Raw genomic sequence first — 18,429 nt, forward strand, 5'->3', positions numbered from 1 at the left:
CGTATCTGGTTTTGAGTTTAACAATGGCTTCTTTTAAGATGAACGTCTTATAGCTTCTATTTGTTTTAATAATCAATAGAAAAAGCCTCTACCGAATGTTCGGAAGAGGCTTTTTCTATTTTTGGAATTTATTATTCTTCCGTAGTTACTGGTACGACTTTTTTGTTCTTCATCATGTTGTATGCAATCGGAGATGCAATGAACAGTGATGACAATGTACCGATAACAACACCCAAGATCATTGCGAATGCAAAGCTGCGGATTGAATCACCGCCAAGGATGAAGATACACAGCAATACGATCAATGTACTTAATGATGTATTGATAGTACGTGCAAGTGTAGTATTCAATGAATCATTGAACAACTGACGTTTGTCACGTTTCGGATACAGGCCGAAGAACTCACGTACACGGTCGAAGATTACCACCTTGTCATTGATAGAGTAACCGATAGCTGTCAGGATAGCACCGATAAACGTTTGGTCAATTTCCAGTGAGAATGGAACGATACCCCATAACAATGAGTAAGCACCGATAATCATGATGGTATCGCATGATAGAGCTACGATAGAGCCAATACTATATGCGATGTTACGGAAACGGATTAAGATATACAGACCGATAGCGATCAAAGCCAGTACTACGGAATAGATGGCACCTGTTTTGATATCGTCTGCGATACTCGGACCCACTTTTTGAGAACTTACAATACTACCACCAGTGTGATTGTCACGGTCGATAAAGGTAGCTAGAGTGATGTTTTGAGTCAGCACAGGTTTCAAAGTCTCATATAAATATGCTTCGATTTGAGAGTCAACATCGTTTCCTGCATCTTCAATACGGTAGTTGGTGCTGATACGTACAGTTTTCTTATCTGTACCGATAGCGATAACACTAACGTTAGCATCACCGAACTTGCTGGAGATCAATTCACGAATCTGTTCGGGTTCTACCGGATTCTCGAACTGTACCTTGAAGTTACGTCCACCGGTAAAGTCGATACTCTGGCTTAAACCGCGCATGGCAAATGAACCGATACAAACGAGGATGATGGCTACAGTGATGATAAGGGATTTTTTGTTTGTTCCCATAAAATCAAAACGTGTGTTGGTCATCAAGTTTCTTGAAACAGGGGTTGTGAATGTAAGGTTCAATAGTTTGTCCTTGTTCATGAAGTGTTCGTAAACTATACGGGTCATGAACACAGCGGTGAAGAAGGATACTAGAATACCGATAATCAATGTCGTAGCAAAACCACGGATCGGACCGGTACCGAAGTTAAACAGAATGACACCTGTGATGATGGATGTCAGGTTCGAGTCGAAGATAGCGGAGAATGCGTTGGAATAACCGTCAGCAAGTGCTTTCTTCACACCTTTACCGGCACGAAGTTCTTCTTTAGTACGTTCGTAGATAAGTACGTTCGCATCCACTGCCATACCTAGTGACAACACCATACCGGCAATACCGGACATTGTCAATGCTGCCTGGAAGGAGGAGAGGACACCTAATACGAAGAAGAAGTTCAGGAACAATGCACCATTGGCAATCATACCCGGTATGAAGCCGTACATCATACACATATAGATCATCAACAGAATCAGAGCCACTACGAATGAGAATACACCTGCATTGATAGATTCCTGACCCAATGACGGACCAACGATATCTTCCTGTACGATGTGAGCCGGAGCCGGCATCTTACCTGATTTCAATACGTTTGCTAAGTCCTTTGCCTGTTCAGGAGTGAAATGACCTGTAATCTGTGAACGTCCACCTGTGATTTCAGAGTTTACGTTTGGTGCAGAATATACATAGTTGTCAAGAACGATAGCGATAGAACGACCGATGTTCTGTTTGGTCAGCTGTGCCCAACGACGTGCACCGTCAGAGTTCATTGTCATGCTGACAGCCGGTTTGCTGTATTGGTCGAATTCATCTTTCGCGTCTGTTACTACATCACCTTCCAACGGAGCTTTACCGTTGCGTTCGGTAGACTTGATAGCATATAATTCGAACGTCTGTCCTTTCTTGTCAAATTCAGAAGGAGAAACACCCCATTTCAAACGAAGGTCTTTCGGGAGTTCTGCTTTAACTTCCGGCATAGCCAGATATTTGTTGATATCAGCAGTGTCTTTGTAGTTAGCGTAACCGATCACAGGACCTTGTCCGCTAGAGTTCAACTGCAGGATAGCCAACAGAGGGTATTGCTTTTTAATTTCTGCCAGGTTAGCTGTTGAATTATCTTCAGTAGTTGTAGCATCTCCTTTCAGGGCAGCAGCAAGACTGTCGGCAGCACTTACGCTTTTCTTGGCCGGAGTAGCTTCTGCAAGCGGAGCTTCTTTGGTGGAATCTACAGCGGTAGAGTCTGCATCTGTCTCCTGCGCTAATACAGCACGCAATTTAGCATCAGCAGATTGCATGGCAGGAAGAACTTCTTTAGCTGTATAAGTTTCCCAGAATTCTAGGTTAGCAGAACCTTGGAGAAGTTTTCTCACACGTTCCGGCTCTTTGATACCCGGCAATTCCACCATGATACGACCCATTTTGTCTTCCAGGCTCTGGATATTCGGCTGAACAACACCGAAACGGTCGATACGTGTACGAAGTACGTTATATGAGTTTTCAACAGCAGCTTTTACTTCTGCTCTCAATACTTTTTCAACTTCTGCATCCGATGATTTCTGGTTAACTTTGTCTTTCAACTGTTGTGTTGCGAAGAGTTCGGAAAGTTTTGCGTTAGGAGCAGCTTTGTGGTATTCTCTGACAAATAGCGTGATGATATCATCCTGGCTGTTTACAGCCTGTTTTGCAGCTTCTGCCAATGCATTGTTGAAAGCTTCATCCGGCTTGTTGTCAGCCAGTGCTTTGATAACATCAGGTACAGAAACTTCAAGGATAACGTTCATACCACCTTTTAGGTCCAAACCTAAACTAATCTCCATCTCACGACATTGTTTCAGCGTCCAGTTACCCAACCACACTTTCTCATTGGAGAGAGAGTCGAGGTAGTCTTGTTCCACTTTCGGGTCGCCGTTCGCAATTTCTTTCGCCTTGTTGGTATAATGGCGTGTTACGAAGGAGAAGGAGAGATAGAACACACATACCAGTGTGAGTAATACCGCAAAAACCTTTACAAATCCTTTGTTTTGCATTTTACTTTTAATTTATGATGATTACTTTTTTAATTTAATTTTCAGTTAAATTCTGTCGTACACAAGTTCTTTTTGCCGCATACAAGGCTGCAAATATAGTTTTTTTTTCACATTCATGTGTAATAAGCCCTCAAATATTTGATGTTTAAGGGCTTTTTTGCTGAATTATTTCATTCCTCTGTTTTTCAGTAGTGGTTCCAGGCTTGGTTCCGCTCCACGGAAATTCTTATAAAGCACCATCGGGTCTTCGCTGTCTCCCTTCTCCAATACGTTATGGCGGAACAGGTCGGCGGTGTTTTTATCAAAAATACCATGTTCTTTGAAAGCTTCGAAAGCATCATTGTCCAATACGTTGGCCCATAGGTAACTATAGTATCCGGCTGCGTATCCGCCAATGATATGATTAAAGTAAGTCACGCGATAACGCGGTGCTATTTCGGGAATCAAATTAAGCTTGTCCATCGCTTCTTTTTCGAATGCAAGCATATCCAGATTCTTTACATCTGTTATCGTGTGCAGGTTCATGTCGAGGATGGCGGCGGCCAGTAATTCGGTGGTCATGAAGCCCTGGTTGAAAGTTTTCTGTTGCAGTATCTTCTCGATGATTTCGTCGGGTATCACTTCTCCTGTCTGATAATGTTTGGCATACATTTTCAGCACTTCGGGTTCAGTCGCCCAGTGTTCGTTGATTTGAGAAGGAAGCTCTACAAAGTCGCGTACCACGTTGGTTCCCGATGTTCCTTTGTATTCGCATTTTGTCAGCAGTCCGTGCAGGGCGTGACCAAATTCGTGAAACAGGGTTTCCACTTCATCCATGGTCAATAAAGAGGGGGTGTCGCCTACCGGCTTGGTAAAGCTGCAAACGTTGCATACCAATGGACGGGTTGTTCCGTGTTGCTCACGATAGTTGCTCATCCATGCACCACCGCTTTTCCCGGGACGTGGGAAATAGTCTACATAGAAGATACCGAGCTGGGAACCGTCTGCGTCTTTCACTTCAAAGACTTCTACATCAGGGTGATAAGTTGGTATGCCTTCCAGTTTGCTTAGGGTGATGCCATATAATTTGTTGGCTACGGCGAAAGCACCATTGCGTACATTTTCCAGTTTGAAATAAGGTTTTGTATCCTCTTCAGACAGATTATATTTTTCTTTCCGCAGTTTTTCGGTGTAATACCACCAGTCCCATGCTTCCAGTTTTTCTCCTTTTCCTTCCTTGTCCATTAACTTCTGGAGTTCGCCAGCTTCTGCTTTTGCTTTTGGCAGTGCGTAGCTCCAGAGGTTATTTAAAAGGCTCATTACGTTGTTGGCGTTCTTTGCCATGGTTTCATCCAGGACGAAGTTTGCATAACAGTCGAAACCTAATAAGTTCGCTTTTTCCAGGCGGAGAGAAACGATCTTGCGGATGTTTTCCTTGTTATCGTTCCCGTCGTTGTTGTTGCCGCGGTTGATATAAGCTTTGTATATTTGCTCCCGGAGCGGGCGATTTTCAGAATATTGCAGGAAAGGCAGACGGCTGGCATTGTGCAGGGTGAACAACCATTTTCCCGGTTGTCCGGCTGCTTTCGCTTCTTCGGCCGCACTTTGGCGGAACCATTCAGGTAATCCTGCCAGATCTTCTTCCTTGTCAACGAAAAGTTGGAAGGCATTATTCTCATTCAGCACATTGTTGCTGAAAGTGATGCCAAGTGTAGAAAGCTCCTTGTTGATTTCGCGGAGGCGAGTTTGGTCCTTTTCGCCAAGGTTCGCTCCGGAACGGATAAATCTTTTATAAGTCTTGTCCAGCAGACGTGCTTGTTCCGACGTCAGGTTCAATGAATCTTTCTTTTGGTAGACATCGTTCACCCGTTTGAATAGTTTCCCATTCAGGGAGATATTGTCATTATGTTCCGAAAGAACCGGTGCCAGTTTGATGGAAAGTGCGGTCAGCGAATCAGTAGTTTCCGCATCTGTCATATTGAAGAAAATGATGCTTACCCGGTCTAAGATGGGTGCGCTGTTATCCAAAGCCACAATCGTATTTTCGAATGTCGGAATTTCCGGGCTTTCGATGATGGCTTCGATATTTTGATTCTGTTCTTCTATACCTTTTAGAAAGGCAGGTTCATAGTGCTCTAATTTAATCTTGTCGAAAGAAGGAACACCATACTCGGTTTGAAACTCTGTAAAGAAAGGATTGCTTTCTGTTTTCGTAGCACAGGAGTACATCATACAACTTACTGCTAAAATGGTTAGTGTCTTTTTAATCATCATAAGTGTTTTTTATTAGAGTTTTCAGTTCTTATCGTTTACTGATATAGCACCAGATCGGGTAATGGTCTGATGCCTTGATAGACCGGTCTACCGTGCAATTGTAGGCTTTCAGGTTGGGGCTGATCAAGATATTGTCTATGCGGAAATAGAACTTGTTCTGATTGTAGGAAATACCCAATCCTTTACCGGACTGTGTGAATGCATCGTCTAGTTTTTGAGTCAGGATGCGATGGGTATATGAGATAGAACCGTCGTTGAAATCGCCGCATACTATGGTTGTCGGATATTTACTTTCTGCAATGGTTTTAGCCACAGAATCTGCTTGTGTAGCCCGGATAGCCGATGCTTCCGCCAGTTTTCTTATTAATTGCCTAAGTCCGGTTTTTACTTTCTTGGCATTCGGGTCTTTAATCATATCCTCATACATCCCTCTGTCTTCTTTGGTGAGCTTGTTGGATTCCAGGTGGTTGTTGATTAATGTAAGAGTGTCGTTATTCACATTCAGTACATATTTCATGGAGCCGTTATAATTACTTTCATATTCGATGGGATGTATCGAGAGTATGGGGAACTTAGAGAAACAGGCAAGTTGCACATCTCCTTTCCCTTGTTGGTGGACGGATTGGTAAGGATAGGCTTTCAATGCTTTTTTAATGTCCTGTTCCGTCAGGTATTTCTTGTTGGTAGCGGTGTTATATTCTTGCAGACAGATAATATCGGCGTTACTATCTACAAGATAAGACAATACCGGGTTTTTTCCATCTTTCTTCTCCAAATTGTTGAAACTCATTACGTTGTAGGATAGGATTTTGATGCTTCCTTCCGGTATGGTTTTAGTGGTGGAGTTAAAAGGAATATAAGTCCGTATCTGCGGAATACAAATTAGAAAACCGATGGCAGGCAAGAGCGCATAGCGGTAATTGACAAATGCCCAGAAGCCGATAAAAATCAGATTAATCGTCAGGAATATCGGAAATGCAAGTCCCAAGCTGGAAGCAAGTGGATTTATTTTCGGGTTAAGGTAAGGGCTATAAGCGCTTAATATCAACGTTCCCACGAAGAGAGCGTTGACAGCAAGTATCAGATATGCGACAAATTTGCCAATATGTTCCATTCCTTTATCTTTTGCTTGCGTCGAACAAGCTTTTCTTTTCTTCAGTTGTCAGACTGTCGTAACCGGATTTCTTTAGTTTTTCCAAAATACGGTCCACTTCATCAGACTGTGCTTTTTTGTGGGCATTGTAATCATAATCCTTCTCGCGACCGGTGGCACTGTTTCCATAGTGTACCTTCATTTTCGGTTTCCGTTTCCATGTTTTCTTTTGAAACAAGGAGGTGAAACCATCCAGAATCCAGTTGATCCAGGAAGTCAAATCAGTTCCTTTATTTAGGCTGGCGGCAAACCAAAGTCCAGCAAGAGCACCACCCAGGTGCGCGATATGTCCTCCGGCATTACTTGAGGTGATGGATAATACATCAATTCCGATAACAACCAGTGCCAGGTATTTGAGGCGGATAGCGCCGAAAAGAAAAAGTTGCACCCTGTAATTAGGCTCACGATAAGCCGTAGCGGCTACGATGGCTAATACGGAAGCCGACGCTCCTACCAATGTTGAGCCTACCACTTGCGAACTGAATAAAGGAAATACATTGTAGGCGATCATATACAGTAAACCTCCGCAGATACCTCCCAATACATATAGTCCTCTTAAATGTTTGGCCGAGAAAAAGTAGAGAAACAAACTTCCGAACCAATACAGCCAGAGCATATTGAATAAAATATGCAGGATGCCGGCATGCATAAACATATAAGTAAATAGCGACCACGGTTGATGCATAAACCCGATAAAGGATGCCGGTAAGGCAAATATACCGAATATGTCGGAGGTACTTACTTCAAAAAGTCGCAGGAAAACGTTAATCAACGTGCCGATCAGAAAGATGCCTACGTTGATATAAATCAGTTGGATGAAAATATTTCCTCTTCTGAATGTCTCCTTTAAATCAGCTATAATATGTCCCATTGTTATTGCTTTTTTTTCTCCAATACAAAATCAGGATTAATCCGAATAACATTCCTCCCAGGTGAGCAAAGTGAGCAACATTATCTCCGGTGCTGTTGGCAAGCCCTGCCCATAATTCGATTGCGGCATATCCTATCACGAAAAACTTCGCTTTGATAGGGAAAGGCAGCGGAAAGATGAACAGTCGGTTATTGGGAAATAGCATACCAAATGCCAGCAATATGGCGTAAACGGCTCCCGAAGCACCTACGGTGGTCAACATGTTCAAGTATTGCTCCATAGAAATAACGCCATAGCCTATCAAATTTACTTGTGTATGTTGGCTATATTCTATCACATATTGAATATACTGCACTCCTTCCTGGATAAGTCCCGCACCGATACCGCAGAGAATATAGTAAAAGAGGAAACGTTTGGGTCCCCAGGTTTGTTCGAGAATCGGTCCGAACATAAAAACGGCAAACATATTAAAGAAAATGTGGCTGAATCCGCCGTGCATGAACATATAAGTGATAAGCTGTGCCGGATTAAAGTCACTTGCGAGGAAAAAATGTAATCCCAGATAATTCGTTAAATCCAGGCCGTAACGTTGGGCTACGATTGTCCCGAAAAATACTAGTACATTGATAATTATCAGGTTTTTAGTTACAGTTGGCATCATTTTAATTTCTGAATATTTAGATAATAGACGCAAAAGTACGAATAAATTCTGTTTTAAAGCATGAAAAACGCTTCCTATTAGCTCTTTTTCAATAATTTGCTGCGTTTTTTTTATGTTTTTATTTGATATGTTGTTTTGTTCGGCTATATTTGTGGAATTAATCCATTGTGGGATAATCTTTTGTGTAACATATATATTAATTAATCATTTTACGTATTATGAATAAGTCTGATCTTATTAGCGCAATGGCTGCTGAAGCTCAAATGAGCAAAGCCGATGCAAAAAAAGCACTTGATGCTTTCATCACTTCAGTTACTAATGCTATGAAAGCTGGTGACAAAGTATCTCTCGTAGGTTTTGGTACTTTCTCAGTAAGCGAAAGAGCTGAAAGAACTGGTATTAACCCTTCTACAAAGGCAACTATTACTATTCCTGCTAAGAAAGTAGCTAAATTTAAAGCTGGTGCTGAATTATCTGCAGCTGTTGAATAAGATAGATAGTTGAAAGAAATTAGGAGAGGAGACGCGATGCGTCTCCTTTTTTTGTATCTTTGCGCGCAAGAAATAACTTGATTATGAAGATAGAAGATAAACTTGTAGCGTCCGTTATTAGTGGACTGAAAGCACTCTACGGTCAGGAAGTCCCTGAAAAGATGGTGCAAATGCAAAAAACAAAGAAAGAATTTGAAGGACATTTGACACTGGTCGTGTTCCCTTTTCTGAAGATGTCAAAAAAAGGACCGGAGCAAACAGCACAGGAAATCGGTGAATATCTGAAAGCAAACGATCCGGCTGTAGCAGCGTTTAATGTGATAAAAGGGTTCTTGAACCTGACTATTGCATCGGCTACATGGATTGAATTGCTGAACGAGATTCAGGCGGATGAACAGTACGGCTTAATGCAGGTCACTGACGCTTCTCCATTGGTGATGATTGAGTATTCTTCTCCGAATACAAACAAACCGCTTCACTTGGGACACGTGCGTAATAACCTTTTAGGCAACGCATTGGCTAACATTGTAGCGGCAAACGGCAATAAGGTAGTCAAAACAAATATTGTAAACGACCGTGGTATCCACATCTGTAAGTCCATGCTGGCATGGAAGAAATACGGAAACGGTGAAACTCCTGAAACTTCGGGTAAGAAGGGTGACCACCTGGTAGGTGATTATTATGTATCTTTCGATAAGCATTATAAAGCGGAAGTAAAGGAGCTGATGGCTAAATTTACAGCGCAGGGAATGAGTGACGATGAAGCGAAAGCAAAGGCTGAAGCTGAATCTCCATTGATGCAGGAAGCCCGCGAAATGTTGGTGAAGTGGGAAGCCGGTGATCCGGAAGTACGCGGATTGTGGGAAATGATGAACAACTGGGTATATGCAGGATTCGACGAAACCTACAAGAAGATGGGGGTTGGCTTTGACAAGATCTATTATGAATCCAATACTTACCTCGAAGGAAAAGAAAAGGTAATGGAAGGTCTGGAAAAAGGTTTCTTCTACAAGAAAGAAGACGGTTCCGTATGGGCCGACCTGACTGCCGAAGGACTGGATCATAAGCTCCTTCTCCGTGGTGACGGTACTTCTGTCTACATGACTCAGGATATCGGTACGGCTAAACTTCGTTTTGCCGATTACCCGATTAATAAGATGATTTATGTAGTAGGTAACGAACAGAACTATCACTTCCAGGTGCTTTCTATCTTGCTCGATAAACTTGGTTTCGAATGGGGTAAGAGTCTGGTACACTTCTCTTACGGAATGGTGGAACTGCCGGAAGGTAAGATGAAATCCCGTGAGGGTACGGTAGTTGATGCTGACGACTTGATGGAGGAAATGATTGCCACTGCTAAAGAAACTTCACAAGAACTAGGCAAACTGGATGGTTTGACACAGGAAGAAGCTGATGATATTGCCCGTATTGTGGGTCTGGGAGCATTGAAATATTTCATTCTGAAAGTCGATGCCCGTAAGAATATGACATTCAATCCGAAAGAATCTATCGACTTCAATGGTAATACAGGTCCGTTTATTCAATATACTTATGCACGTATCCAGTCTGTACTTCGGAAAGCTGCCGAATCAGGTATCGTAATTTCTGAACAGATTCCGGCTGGTATTGAATTGAGTGAAAAGGAAGAAGGGCTGATTCAGATGGTTGCCGACTTTGCTGCTGTTGTAAAACAAGCCGGTGAAGATTACAGCCCGTCTATTATTGCTAATTATACTTATGACTTGGTGAAAGAATACAATCAGTTCTATCATGACTATAGTATTCTGCGCGAAGAGAATGAGGCAGTGAAAGTATTCCGTATCGCTCTGTCTGCTAATGTAGCTAAAGTTGTTCGCTTGGGAATGAATTTGCTGGGTATCGAAGTTCCTTCCAGAATGTAAGACTTTCTCTGAACAAAATAGACTTCTGCGGGGTTTCTTTTATATATATAAAAGGAACCTCGTATGTTTTACTCCCCCCATCCATTGCTTCGGAAGAGAGAAACGGAAACTGCTACTGTCTCTTATTCCGAACTGCTGTTTGACCTGATTTATGTTTTCTCGGTCACGCAACTTTCACATTATTTGCTTCATAATCTCACTTGGGAAGGATTATTGAAAGAAACAATCCTGTGGTTTGCAGTCTGGATGTTGTGGCAACATACCATCTGGGTGACTAACTGGTTCAACCCGGATACCCGGCCGATACGTATTCTTCTTTTTATCAGTATGCTGGTGGGGCTGGTGATGGCGGCTGCTATTCCTTATGCCTTTACTTACCGGGGATTGATATTTGCTGTCTGCTATGTTCTGATACAGGCAGGGAGAACACTTTATATTATCGGGGTGTTAGGAGATCATCATCTGGCTGCTAATTTTAAGCGAATTATGGGCTGGTTCTGTATATCTGCCGTCTTTTGGATTACGGGTGCCATATTGCAGGGAGAATGGCAAATTCTACTGTGGATTATAGCCGCCATCTGTGATTATACAGCCCCGATGCACGGATTTGCTTTACCTCGTCTGGGACGTTCGGACAGTAGCAAGGAATGGACTATTGAAGGGCATCATTTGGTGGAACGTTGCCAGTTGTTTGTGATTATTGCTTTTGGAGAAACTCTATTGATGACAGGAGCTTCTTTGAGTGAAGTAGAAGAATGGACGCCTCTCGTGATTATTTCTGCTGTCATATCTTTCATTGGTAGTTTGGCTATGTGGTGGGTTTACTTTGATGTGAGCAGTGAAGCCGGTAGTCGGAAAATACAGGAAGTGAAAGATCCCGGAAAGCTGGGGTTGATTTATAATGCAATTCATATCGTACTGGTGGGAGCATTGATTATTTGTGCGGTAGGAGACGAACTGATTGTTGCCCATCCCGAACAAGAAATGAGAGCGGAAGTTGTTTTTGTTCTGATTATCGGACCAATCGTTTATATTCTGGCAAATAGTATCTATAAATATGTCACGTGCCGTATGCTTCCTTTATCACATATTATTGCTGTAATAGCTTTGGCTTTACTGCTTCCCTGGCCTTATCACATTTCTTTATTGACGATGAATATCTTGGTAACATCTGTTTTTATATTCGTGATTGTGTTTGATATGCTATTCCCTAATAAAGGTTTTAAGATAAAATGGGAGCCGAAGATTTAATGATGAAAGCCCATTCATAACGGATAATACTTATATCCTATAATATTGTGGCTTAAAATAAAAACACAGTTCACACGAATTCTTGGTGAGTATTCAAGAAGTTGTGTGAACTGCGTAATTCGCGCCTTTCTAAACGGATGTCTATTATGTCTTTTTCATCGATGGTTCGCAATGCGAAGTCCCGATAGCGATTCCGTACAATATCCGGGCTGCTCTTATTTAAATCGTATCAATCTTTATTTGTACCAATCTTTATTTTGTTTCCCATTCGATGATACCCATCCAGAGAACTTGGGATATGATTGATCGATTCGTTTCCCTTCCTCTGGAACCGGGAGATTACTTACTGGCATATTGATAGCAAACGGCATCAAGTCTGCAGAAACATAATACATCCCTTCTTCTGGTCTGTAGATGTCTTTTCCGGTTCCCAGTAACGATAAGTCGGCTTTGTCAGTCGGGGGATAATTTATCAGATGTAATTCTTTGCCTCTACCCTCGTTGGAACTGATGAAGATAAACGGGTTGTAAGGAGGTACCACCTCTTTCTCACTAGCTCCATCAAGCGTGATGGTTACAGTATATTCTTTCTTTGATTCATCAGTGATATTTTTGAATTTTGTCATGTCGTCATACAACAATATGGTTGGGTGAGACTGTCCAGGCTCTGTTTCTTTTCCTTCCATGTATATAGAACTTGATAAACCACTGGCATCAGGCCCCGTTATTTTTACACTCTTGACATTGCTGTTTGAGAGCTTGTGTAATTGATATCCAAATCCGTTTTGCAGATAACCGCCACAGTGCTGTAAGATAAACTTGTCTTCTATTTCGTAAATGCGATTGTCAAGAGCATTTCGGGTCATCGTACTGGTGTACTTTACCATTACGTCATTCATATCGTAATCACCTAACTTAGGCCATAAGTCTTCAAAAGCCAGTGTACCGGAATAAGAAATTTTATATTGCTCGGGGATTGCTTCGGGGTCTTCAGGCAATGGAGGCAATGTCGGGTCAATAGCATTCTTTTCTGACGTATGAATATAGAAGATGGCATCTGCATAATCGAAGTCAATATTATCTTCGAATCCTACTGCTACAATCTGCCCGGACTTGGAATCACGGAGAGATACAGTTCTTTGTGTATTATTCGTGTTTAGATTCCTGGTGGAGTAGCGTGCCCCCATACCTTTTATGATATCGCCCACTTTGTCTTTATCTGTTTCTGAGGTGAGTTTACTCTTGAATCCCATACCTTGAAGGCACCAGCCAATTGTGACTCCTGCAGGAAATTTGTCTTCGTATTCCTGTGTCTCTTCATTCCAATATTTGAGTTTTATTTCTTCGCCACACACTAATGCTCCTACCCCTAAAGTCTTGTAAACAGGAGAGGTGTTTGGGAATGCAATTATTTGTTTTATATCACTCTTGCTCTGGGGCGGATTGTTGGTCGGATAGGTGTAATATCCAACTGTATTGTACCATGCAGCAGAGCTGTTTATAAATACGAGGCTTACTTCGGTCGGGTTAACAATTGGAATATCTGAAGTCATTTTAATGGAACCATCAAAAAACTCCGGATAATTCTGACTGATGTTCATAACCTTGCTTTTACCGCTCTCATCTTTGACTGTAACCTTTCTGAAAACATACTTGATGTTGTATAGTACGTCTGCCGGAGGTATGTTTATTTTAGGCTCCAGATTGGTTGGTCTTCCGTTGTTATCCCAGTCTGCATCGGGAAGAACATGCCATTCTTTTAGATAGGTATGTTGGTTCACGGTCACTCCTCTGGTTTTTGATGCCGTTTGTGAACGTAAGGCAGTGATATATGCATCTTGATTAAATGAAAGCTGACGACTGTCGTCAATCGTTAGTTTAAGAGGAGATACGGTGGCTAAATAATCCGATGATAACCATACTTCCGAGAGGTCCGCCGGAATATTCATTTCTCCACTGAATTTGCCTTTTTCGTCTGTAACTGCACGGTAGATAGGCTCTATGTCCTTTTGGAACACGCTGCCGTCAGCCGAGTATTCAATGGGATCTTGATCGTAAATGTCAAAAAGGACACGATAATTTTCGCTTTTAAAACAATAATTGATATCCAAAGCAACAGCTTGGGTCATGTTGAAGTCGAAGTATGCTTCTTTTGGCATATGCCTTCTCTCCCAAGATAAGTCACGCTCTTTGTCCATACAACTGATGGAAGCTATGGTAAGCACTCCTATCATTAAATACTTTAATTTTGTTTGCTTCATAAGTTTGTGTATTAAAAGATAAAGAGCAAATATATACATTTAATTATATAATTTGCTCTTTTTCTAGTTTTTTTATTTCTTTTTTGCGAATCGTCCTTTTTTTGTGGTCGCTGGTCCTTTCTCATCTTGTAATTTGATGAGTTCCAAACAGCTAGCCAAACTCAAATCCTGCGGGACGATATCTTTAGGAATTTTATAATTGGAACCCTTATAGGTAATATAAGGTCCGTAACGTCCGTTCAGAATCTCAAGTTCCGGCTCCTCTTCAAACTTCTTGATGTGGCGTTCCGTTTCTTTCTGGCGTTTCTCCAGAATCAGCTGTTCTGCCTCTTCCAAAGTAATTTCCATCGGATCAAGTGTTTTCGGGAGCGATACATATACCTTATTGTGCAGGACATACGGACCGAAACGGCCTACGCCTACACTGACTGATTTTCCTTCATATTCGCCCAGTGTACGAGGTAATTTGAATAATTCCAGTGCTTCTTCCAAAGTGATGGTTTCCATGGATTGACCTTTCTTCATTTGTGCGAAGCGTGGTTTTTCTTCATCTTCTACAGTACCAATCTGTACAACAGGACCGAAGCGACCAATCTTAACAGAAACAGTCTTGCCTGTTCCCGGTTCTTCTCCCAGAATACGTTCGCCTACTTTATGTTCCGTCTTGATAGCCAATGTGTTTTCTACAGACGGATGGAACTTATCATAGAAATTCTTCATGATAGAAGTCCATTTCACTTCTCCTTCTGCAATCTCGTCAAATTCCTTTTCTACACTGGCGGTAAAGTTGAAATCCAGAATGTCTGGGAAATATTCGGTAAGGAAATCATTTACCACAGTGCCGGTATCCGTTGGGAACAACTTCGCCTTTTCTGCACCGGTAATTTCAGTATGGTTTTCATCCTTAATCTGACAATCTTTCAATGTCATGACATTAAACTGCCGTTCTTCCCCGTCTTTATTACCTTTCTCCACATATTCGCGTTGTTGGATGGTAGAGATAGTAGGTGCATACGTAGACGGACGTCCGATACCCAGTTCTTCCAATTTGCGTACAAGACTTGCTTCCGTATAGCGTGGAGGACGTTGGGTGAAACGTTCGGTTGCGATAATAGGCCCATGTTCCAACTTTTGGCCTTTTTTCAGAGGAGGAAGCAGGTGGCTTTCATCTTCCTGTTCGTTGTCATCATCATAAGATTCACGGTATACACGCAGGAATCCGTCGAACTTAATCACTTCGCCGATGGCTGTAAATACATCGCTGCTGCCACTTATTGTTATGGTAGCAGTTGTCTTTTCCAGTTCCGCATCTGCCATTTGTGAGGCAATGGTGCGTTTCCATATCAAGTCGTACAGTTTCTTTTCCTGTGCTGTTCCTTCAACGGACTGGTTTTCCATATAGGTAGGACGGATAGCCTCATGCGCTTCTTGTGCACCCTTAGTCTTTGTTTCGAAATGACGGGGGTGTACGTAGCGGTCACCCATCATTTTGATGATAGCGTCTTTACTGCCTGCTGTCGCAAATTCCGAGAGGTTGACAGAGTCCGTACGCATATAAGTGATGAATCCCGATTCGTATAAGCGTTGCGCGAGCATCATGGTCTGCGCTACGGTATATCCCAGTTTGCGTGCGGCTTCCTGCTGCAACGTAGATGTTGTGAATGGAGCAGGAGGTGTTTTCTTGACCGGGCGGGTAGTAATATCGTCGATGGCAAAGCTTGCTCCCTGACATGCGTTGAGGAAGGCTTTTGCTTCTTCTTTTGTTTTAATACGGCGAGCCAGTTCAGCTTTCATCTCCACCAGTTTTCCGTCCGTGTCCGGAACGAGGAATACGGCAGTGATGCGATAAGCAGCTTCCGTTTGGAAAGCATGTATTTCACGTTCGCGTTCAACGATCAGGCGGACAGCAACCGACTGAACACGTCCGGCAGAAAGTGCCGGTTTCACTTTTCTCCAAAGCACGGGAGAGAGTTCGAAACCTACGATACGATCCAGAATCCGTCGTGCTTGCTGTGCATTTACGAGGTTGAGGTCAATGTCGCGTGGTTGCTCAATCGCTTTTAAAATAGCGCTTTTCGTAATTTCATGAAATACGATTCGTTTTGTGTTTTCCGGTTTTAGTTTCAAGACCTCATACAGATGCCAGGCAATTGCCTCTCCCTCGCGGTCCTCATCGGATGCGAGCCATACGGTTTCTGCCTCTTTAGCTTCTGTCTTTAGTGTGCTAACCAGCGCCTTTTTGTCTGCCGGGATTTCGTAGCTGGGTTTAAAATCATTATTTACGTCGATACTGAAATCTTTTTTCTTCAGATCGCGTATGTGTCCGTAACTAGAAAGGACTTTGAAATCTTTCCCCAGAAACTTTTCAATCGTTTTTGCTTTTGCCGGAGACTCGACAATGACAAGGTTTTTCTGCATAATTCTTTCTTTTATAATGGCTTGTACCACAATATTCGGGGACAAAAGTAAAAAAAAAGATTCTCCCCACCTTATATTATAAGGAGAATTTAATAAAATCTTGAAATTTACATCTGTGAAGGTAAAGGCTAATATGGTAAATCTTAAAATTTGATTCAGGACGTTCGGTGGTATATATTAAAATGAAATAAGATGATATTTAATGCAATATGCCCATCTCGAATAGTACGGGATGGGCATATTGTGTTTTTATTATATTCTGTCTATTTTCCTTAGAACCGGAAACTCAATCCTCCCAAGAAATTGAATCCTTCCGTAGGATAACCCAAATAATATTGATATTTCTTGTTCAGCAGGTTATGTACTTGCGCATAAACGGATACTCCTTTGAATACATTATAGCTGGCTCCGATATGCAAATCATTAATTGCGGTCATTTTTGCATACTCTTTCACTTCTTTCCGGTTGATGTAATCATAACCTAGATTTATGTTAAAAGCAGAGATCGGATGAATACGTACATTGAAAGACATTTCACTGACCGGTTTCACAGCCAACAGATATTCCTCTGTTTTGCTGTCCCAATTACGGTAAGTATATTTAGCTGATATTCCAAGGATATCTTTGTAATCGTAACTGATTTCACCTCCAAGGTAAAGATTGTCTGTATTGTCTTGAGCAAAAGAAAGATAAGAACCTGAATGAATATTACTTGGGTCAAAACCTAAATAAGATAAGTCGTTCTTTAGATTCTGATAACCACCGAACACGTTGAACCAAAGTCCCGGATAAGGGCTTGCTTTGAATCCGATACTACCGTTGATTTGCTCGTAAGTATCATAAGGACGTTGTACGTATCCCAAAGTAGCAGTGGTATTTGCCTCCGGCAGTTCACCGTAAGGACAGATACTTTCTAATCTACGGAAATCATTCAATTGCTTACCGCCGGTTGCTTTTGCATAAACAATGTAGCTATCAGAAAAAATATACTGTGCAGTGATATCGGGTGAAATACGGAAAGACTTATCAAATCCGAAAGATAAATCTACATTGGCTCCGATATGCAATTTCCAGTCATCATTATCCAGTTCATAATATGGATTTAAAAGAAGCGTTGTGTAGTTTTTGAAGTATTCATCTCCGGTGGAAACATTCTTTGTATATCCGTTGTAGAGAAGATTGTTCATTTCCAAAGCGATAGTTATTAATTGTTGGTCGCCGATAGCTCCCGTGACATCGCCTTTGGTACGTATGATTGTTTCCTTGATACCTGTATTGGCTTCAGATTCATTGAACATGTTATGCTGACGTTCATACATCAACAGATTTGTTTCTGCGTTGAAACGCAGTGGTGCAGTCTCATCAGTGAAATGAATGCCCGCATGGAAGTCACCGGATGTGAATTTCTGCTTGCTGTTTACGCTTTCCGGTTGGAAGTTGAAGTTGCTCAATCCGAAGTTTCCGGCAATATTTAAGTCCAGTTTATTAAATTGGTGTGTGTAATCTACATTTGCGCGTGTGCGATAATAAAATGCATTCCATTTTTCTCCATCTGTGAAGGGAAGAGTTAACTTACCATCCATTCCATCCATTTGGAAACGTACATTCAATTTGTCTTTCTGCGACAGACGGAATAGATAATTGGCAAGAATATCCAAATTGCCATAATTACCATATCCGGCACGTACATATCCCGGGGTAGTGCCGGGTTGAACTTCTTTTCCGGTATAGGGGCGCATCAGGCCTGCCGGAACGGAAGTGGCCGGAAAGAATGTTGTAGCATACTCTACTTCTTTCTTGCTCACTGTCGGTTCTTCTACTTTAGGCAGGACGTTTACTTTCGAGGCGTCCATAATGTCCGGGTTATATTCTTGTTCCACAACGACCGTGCGGGTCATTGTTGTATCCTTCGGTTGGGTGGTTTGGGCTTGAAGGCAGGATGGCATTGACATAGCCAATGCGAGTCCTCCTATTATATAATGAGATCGTTTCATACTTTTCTATTTTTTTATTC

General features: G+C 42.0%; 11 protein-coding genes. 3 read left to right on the top strand and 8 right to left on the bottom strand.

Annotated elements, in window-relative coordinates; genetic code table 11:
* Positions 1-131 precede the first annotated feature (131 nt).
* The 5 genes from secDF to DWZ47_RS02320 form a co-directional block, all read right to left on the bottom strand.
* On the bottom strand, positions 132-3,155 hold the full coding sequence (secDF, locus tag DWZ47_RS02300) for a protein translocase subunit SecDF (RefSeq protein WP_022199562.1): 3,024 nt from the start codon (positions 3,153-3,155) through the stop codon (positions 132-134).
* A 165-nt stretch (positions 3,156-3,320) separates the two neighbouring features.
* A complete protein-coding gene (locus DWZ47_RS02305) occupies positions 3,321-5,405 on the bottom strand; it encodes a M3 family metallopeptidase (protein ID WP_117512215.1) in 2,085 nt (694 codons plus the stop codon).
* 31 nt (positions 5,406-5,436) lie between these two features.
* On the bottom strand, positions 5,437-6,522 hold the full coding sequence (locus DWZ47_RS02310; RefSeq protein WP_004296485.1) for an endonuclease/exonuclease/phosphatase family protein: 1,086 nt from the start codon (positions 6,520-6,522) through the stop codon (positions 5,437-5,439).
* A gap of 4 nt (positions 6,523-6,526) precedes the next feature.
* Positions 6,527-7,432: a rhomboid family protein gene (locus DWZ47_RS02315; protein ID WP_117512216.1), complete on the bottom strand. Its 906-nt coding sequence runs from the start codon at positions 7,430-7,432 to the stop codon at positions 6,527-6,529.
* Positions 7,413-8,090, bottom strand: a complete 678-nt coding sequence (locus tag DWZ47_RS02320; RefSeq protein ID WP_004307872.1) for a rhomboid family intramembrane serine protease — start codon at positions 8,088-8,090, stop codon at positions 7,413-7,415. The genes DWZ47_RS02315 and DWZ47_RS02320 overlap by 20 nt, the downstream gene beginning before the upstream one ends.
* A gap of 221 nt (positions 8,091-8,311) precedes the next feature.
* Between DWZ47_RS02320 and DWZ47_RS02325 the strand changes: the two genes are divergently transcribed.
* The 3 genes from DWZ47_RS02325 to DWZ47_RS02335 all read left to right on the top strand — a co-directional run bounded on the left by DWZ47_RS02325 (position 8,312) and on the right by DWZ47_RS02335 (position 11,736).
* A complete protein-coding gene (locus tag DWZ47_RS02325) occupies positions 8,312-8,584 on the top strand; it encodes an HU family DNA-binding protein (RefSeq protein ID WP_004296482.1) in 273 nt (90 codons plus the stop codon).
* 83 nt (positions 8,585-8,667) lie between these two features.
* Positions 8,668-10,485: an arginine--tRNA ligase gene (argS, locus tag DWZ47_RS02330; protein WP_004323872.1), complete on the top strand. Its 1,818-nt coding sequence runs from the start codon at positions 8,668-8,670 to the stop codon at positions 10,483-10,485.
* 63 nt (positions 10,486-10,548) lie between these two features.
* Positions 10,549-11,736 (top strand): low temperature requirement protein A, encoded by a 1,188-nt coding sequence (locus DWZ47_RS02335; protein ID WP_004296480.1) that lies wholly within the window; start codon positions 10,549-10,551, stop codon positions 11,734-11,736.
* Between the two features lie 236 nt (positions 11,737-11,972).
* Here DWZ47_RS02335 and DWZ47_RS02340 read toward each other — a convergent pair whose 3' ends face one another.
* The 3 genes from DWZ47_RS02340 to DWZ47_RS02350 form a co-directional block, all read right to left on the bottom strand.
* A complete protein-coding gene (locus DWZ47_RS02340; protein WP_004323871.1) occupies positions 11,973-13,997 on the bottom strand; it encodes an LruC domain-containing protein in 2,025 nt (674 codons plus the stop codon).
* Positions 13,998-14,069: 72 nt separating this feature from the next.
* Positions 14,070-16,415, bottom strand: coding sequence for a type I DNA topoisomerase (gene topA / locus DWZ47_RS02345; RefSeq protein WP_117512217.1), 2,346 nt, complete (start codon positions 16,413-16,415; stop codon positions 14,070-14,072).
* Between the two features lie 272 nt (positions 16,416-16,687).
* Positions 16,688-18,409, bottom strand: coding sequence for a TonB-dependent receptor (locus DWZ47_RS02350; RefSeq protein ID WP_117512218.1), 1,722 nt, complete (start codon positions 18,407-18,409; stop codon positions 16,688-16,690).
* Between the last annotated feature and the right edge of the window lie 20 nt (positions 18,410-18,429).

It is taken from the genome of Bacteroides sp. AF32-8BH (assembly GCF_003435205.1).
GTDB lineage: Bacteria > Bacteroidota > Bacteroidia > Bacteroidales > Bacteroidaceae > Bacteroides > Bacteroides ovatus.

What these genes read in the sequence shown, in the direction of transcription:
- DWZ47_RS02320 (WP_004307872.1), bottom strand. Translation starts at nt 8,090, where the DNA reads ATGCCAACTGTAACTAAAAACCTGATAATTATCAATGTACTAGTATTT.
- secDF (WP_022199562.1), bottom strand. Translation starts at nt 3,155, where the DNA reads ATGCAAAACAAAGGATTTGTAAAGGTTTTTGCGGTATTACTCACACTG.
- DWZ47_RS02350 (WP_117512218.1), bottom strand. Translation starts at nt 18,409, where the DNA reads ATGAAACGATCTCATTATATAATAGGAGGACTCGCATTGGCTATGTCA.
- DWZ47_RS02310 (WP_004296485.1), bottom strand. Translation starts at nt 6,522, where the DNA reads ATGGAACATATTGGCAAATTTGTCGCATATCTGATACTTGCTGTCAAC.
- DWZ47_RS02335 (WP_004296480.1), top strand. Translation starts at nt 10,549, where the DNA reads ATGTTTTACTCCCCCCATCCATTGCTTCGGAAGAGAGAAACGGAAACT.
- DWZ47_RS02340 (WP_004323871.1), bottom strand. Translation starts at nt 13,997, where the DNA reads ATGAAGCAAACAAAATTAAAGTATTTAATGATAGGAGTGCTTACCATA.
- topA (WP_117512217.1), bottom strand. Translation starts at nt 16,415, where the DNA reads ATGCAGAAAAACCTTGTCATTGTCGAGTCTCCGGCAAAAGCAAAAACG.
- DWZ47_RS02325 (WP_004296482.1), top strand. Translation starts at nt 8,312, where the DNA reads ATGAATAAGTCTGATCTTATTAGCGCAATGGCTGCTGAAGCTCAAATG.
- argS (WP_004323872.1), top strand. Translation starts at nt 8,668, where the DNA reads ATGAAGATAGAAGATAAACTTGTAGCGTCCGTTATTAGTGGACTGAAA.
- DWZ47_RS02305 (WP_117512215.1), bottom strand. Translation starts at nt 5,405, where the DNA reads ATGATTAAAAAGACACTAACCATTTTAGCAGTAAGTTGTATGATGTAC.
- DWZ47_RS02315 (WP_117512216.1), bottom strand. Translation starts at nt 7,432, where the DNA reads ATGGGACATATTATAGCTGATTTAAAGGAGACATTCAGAAGAGGAAAT.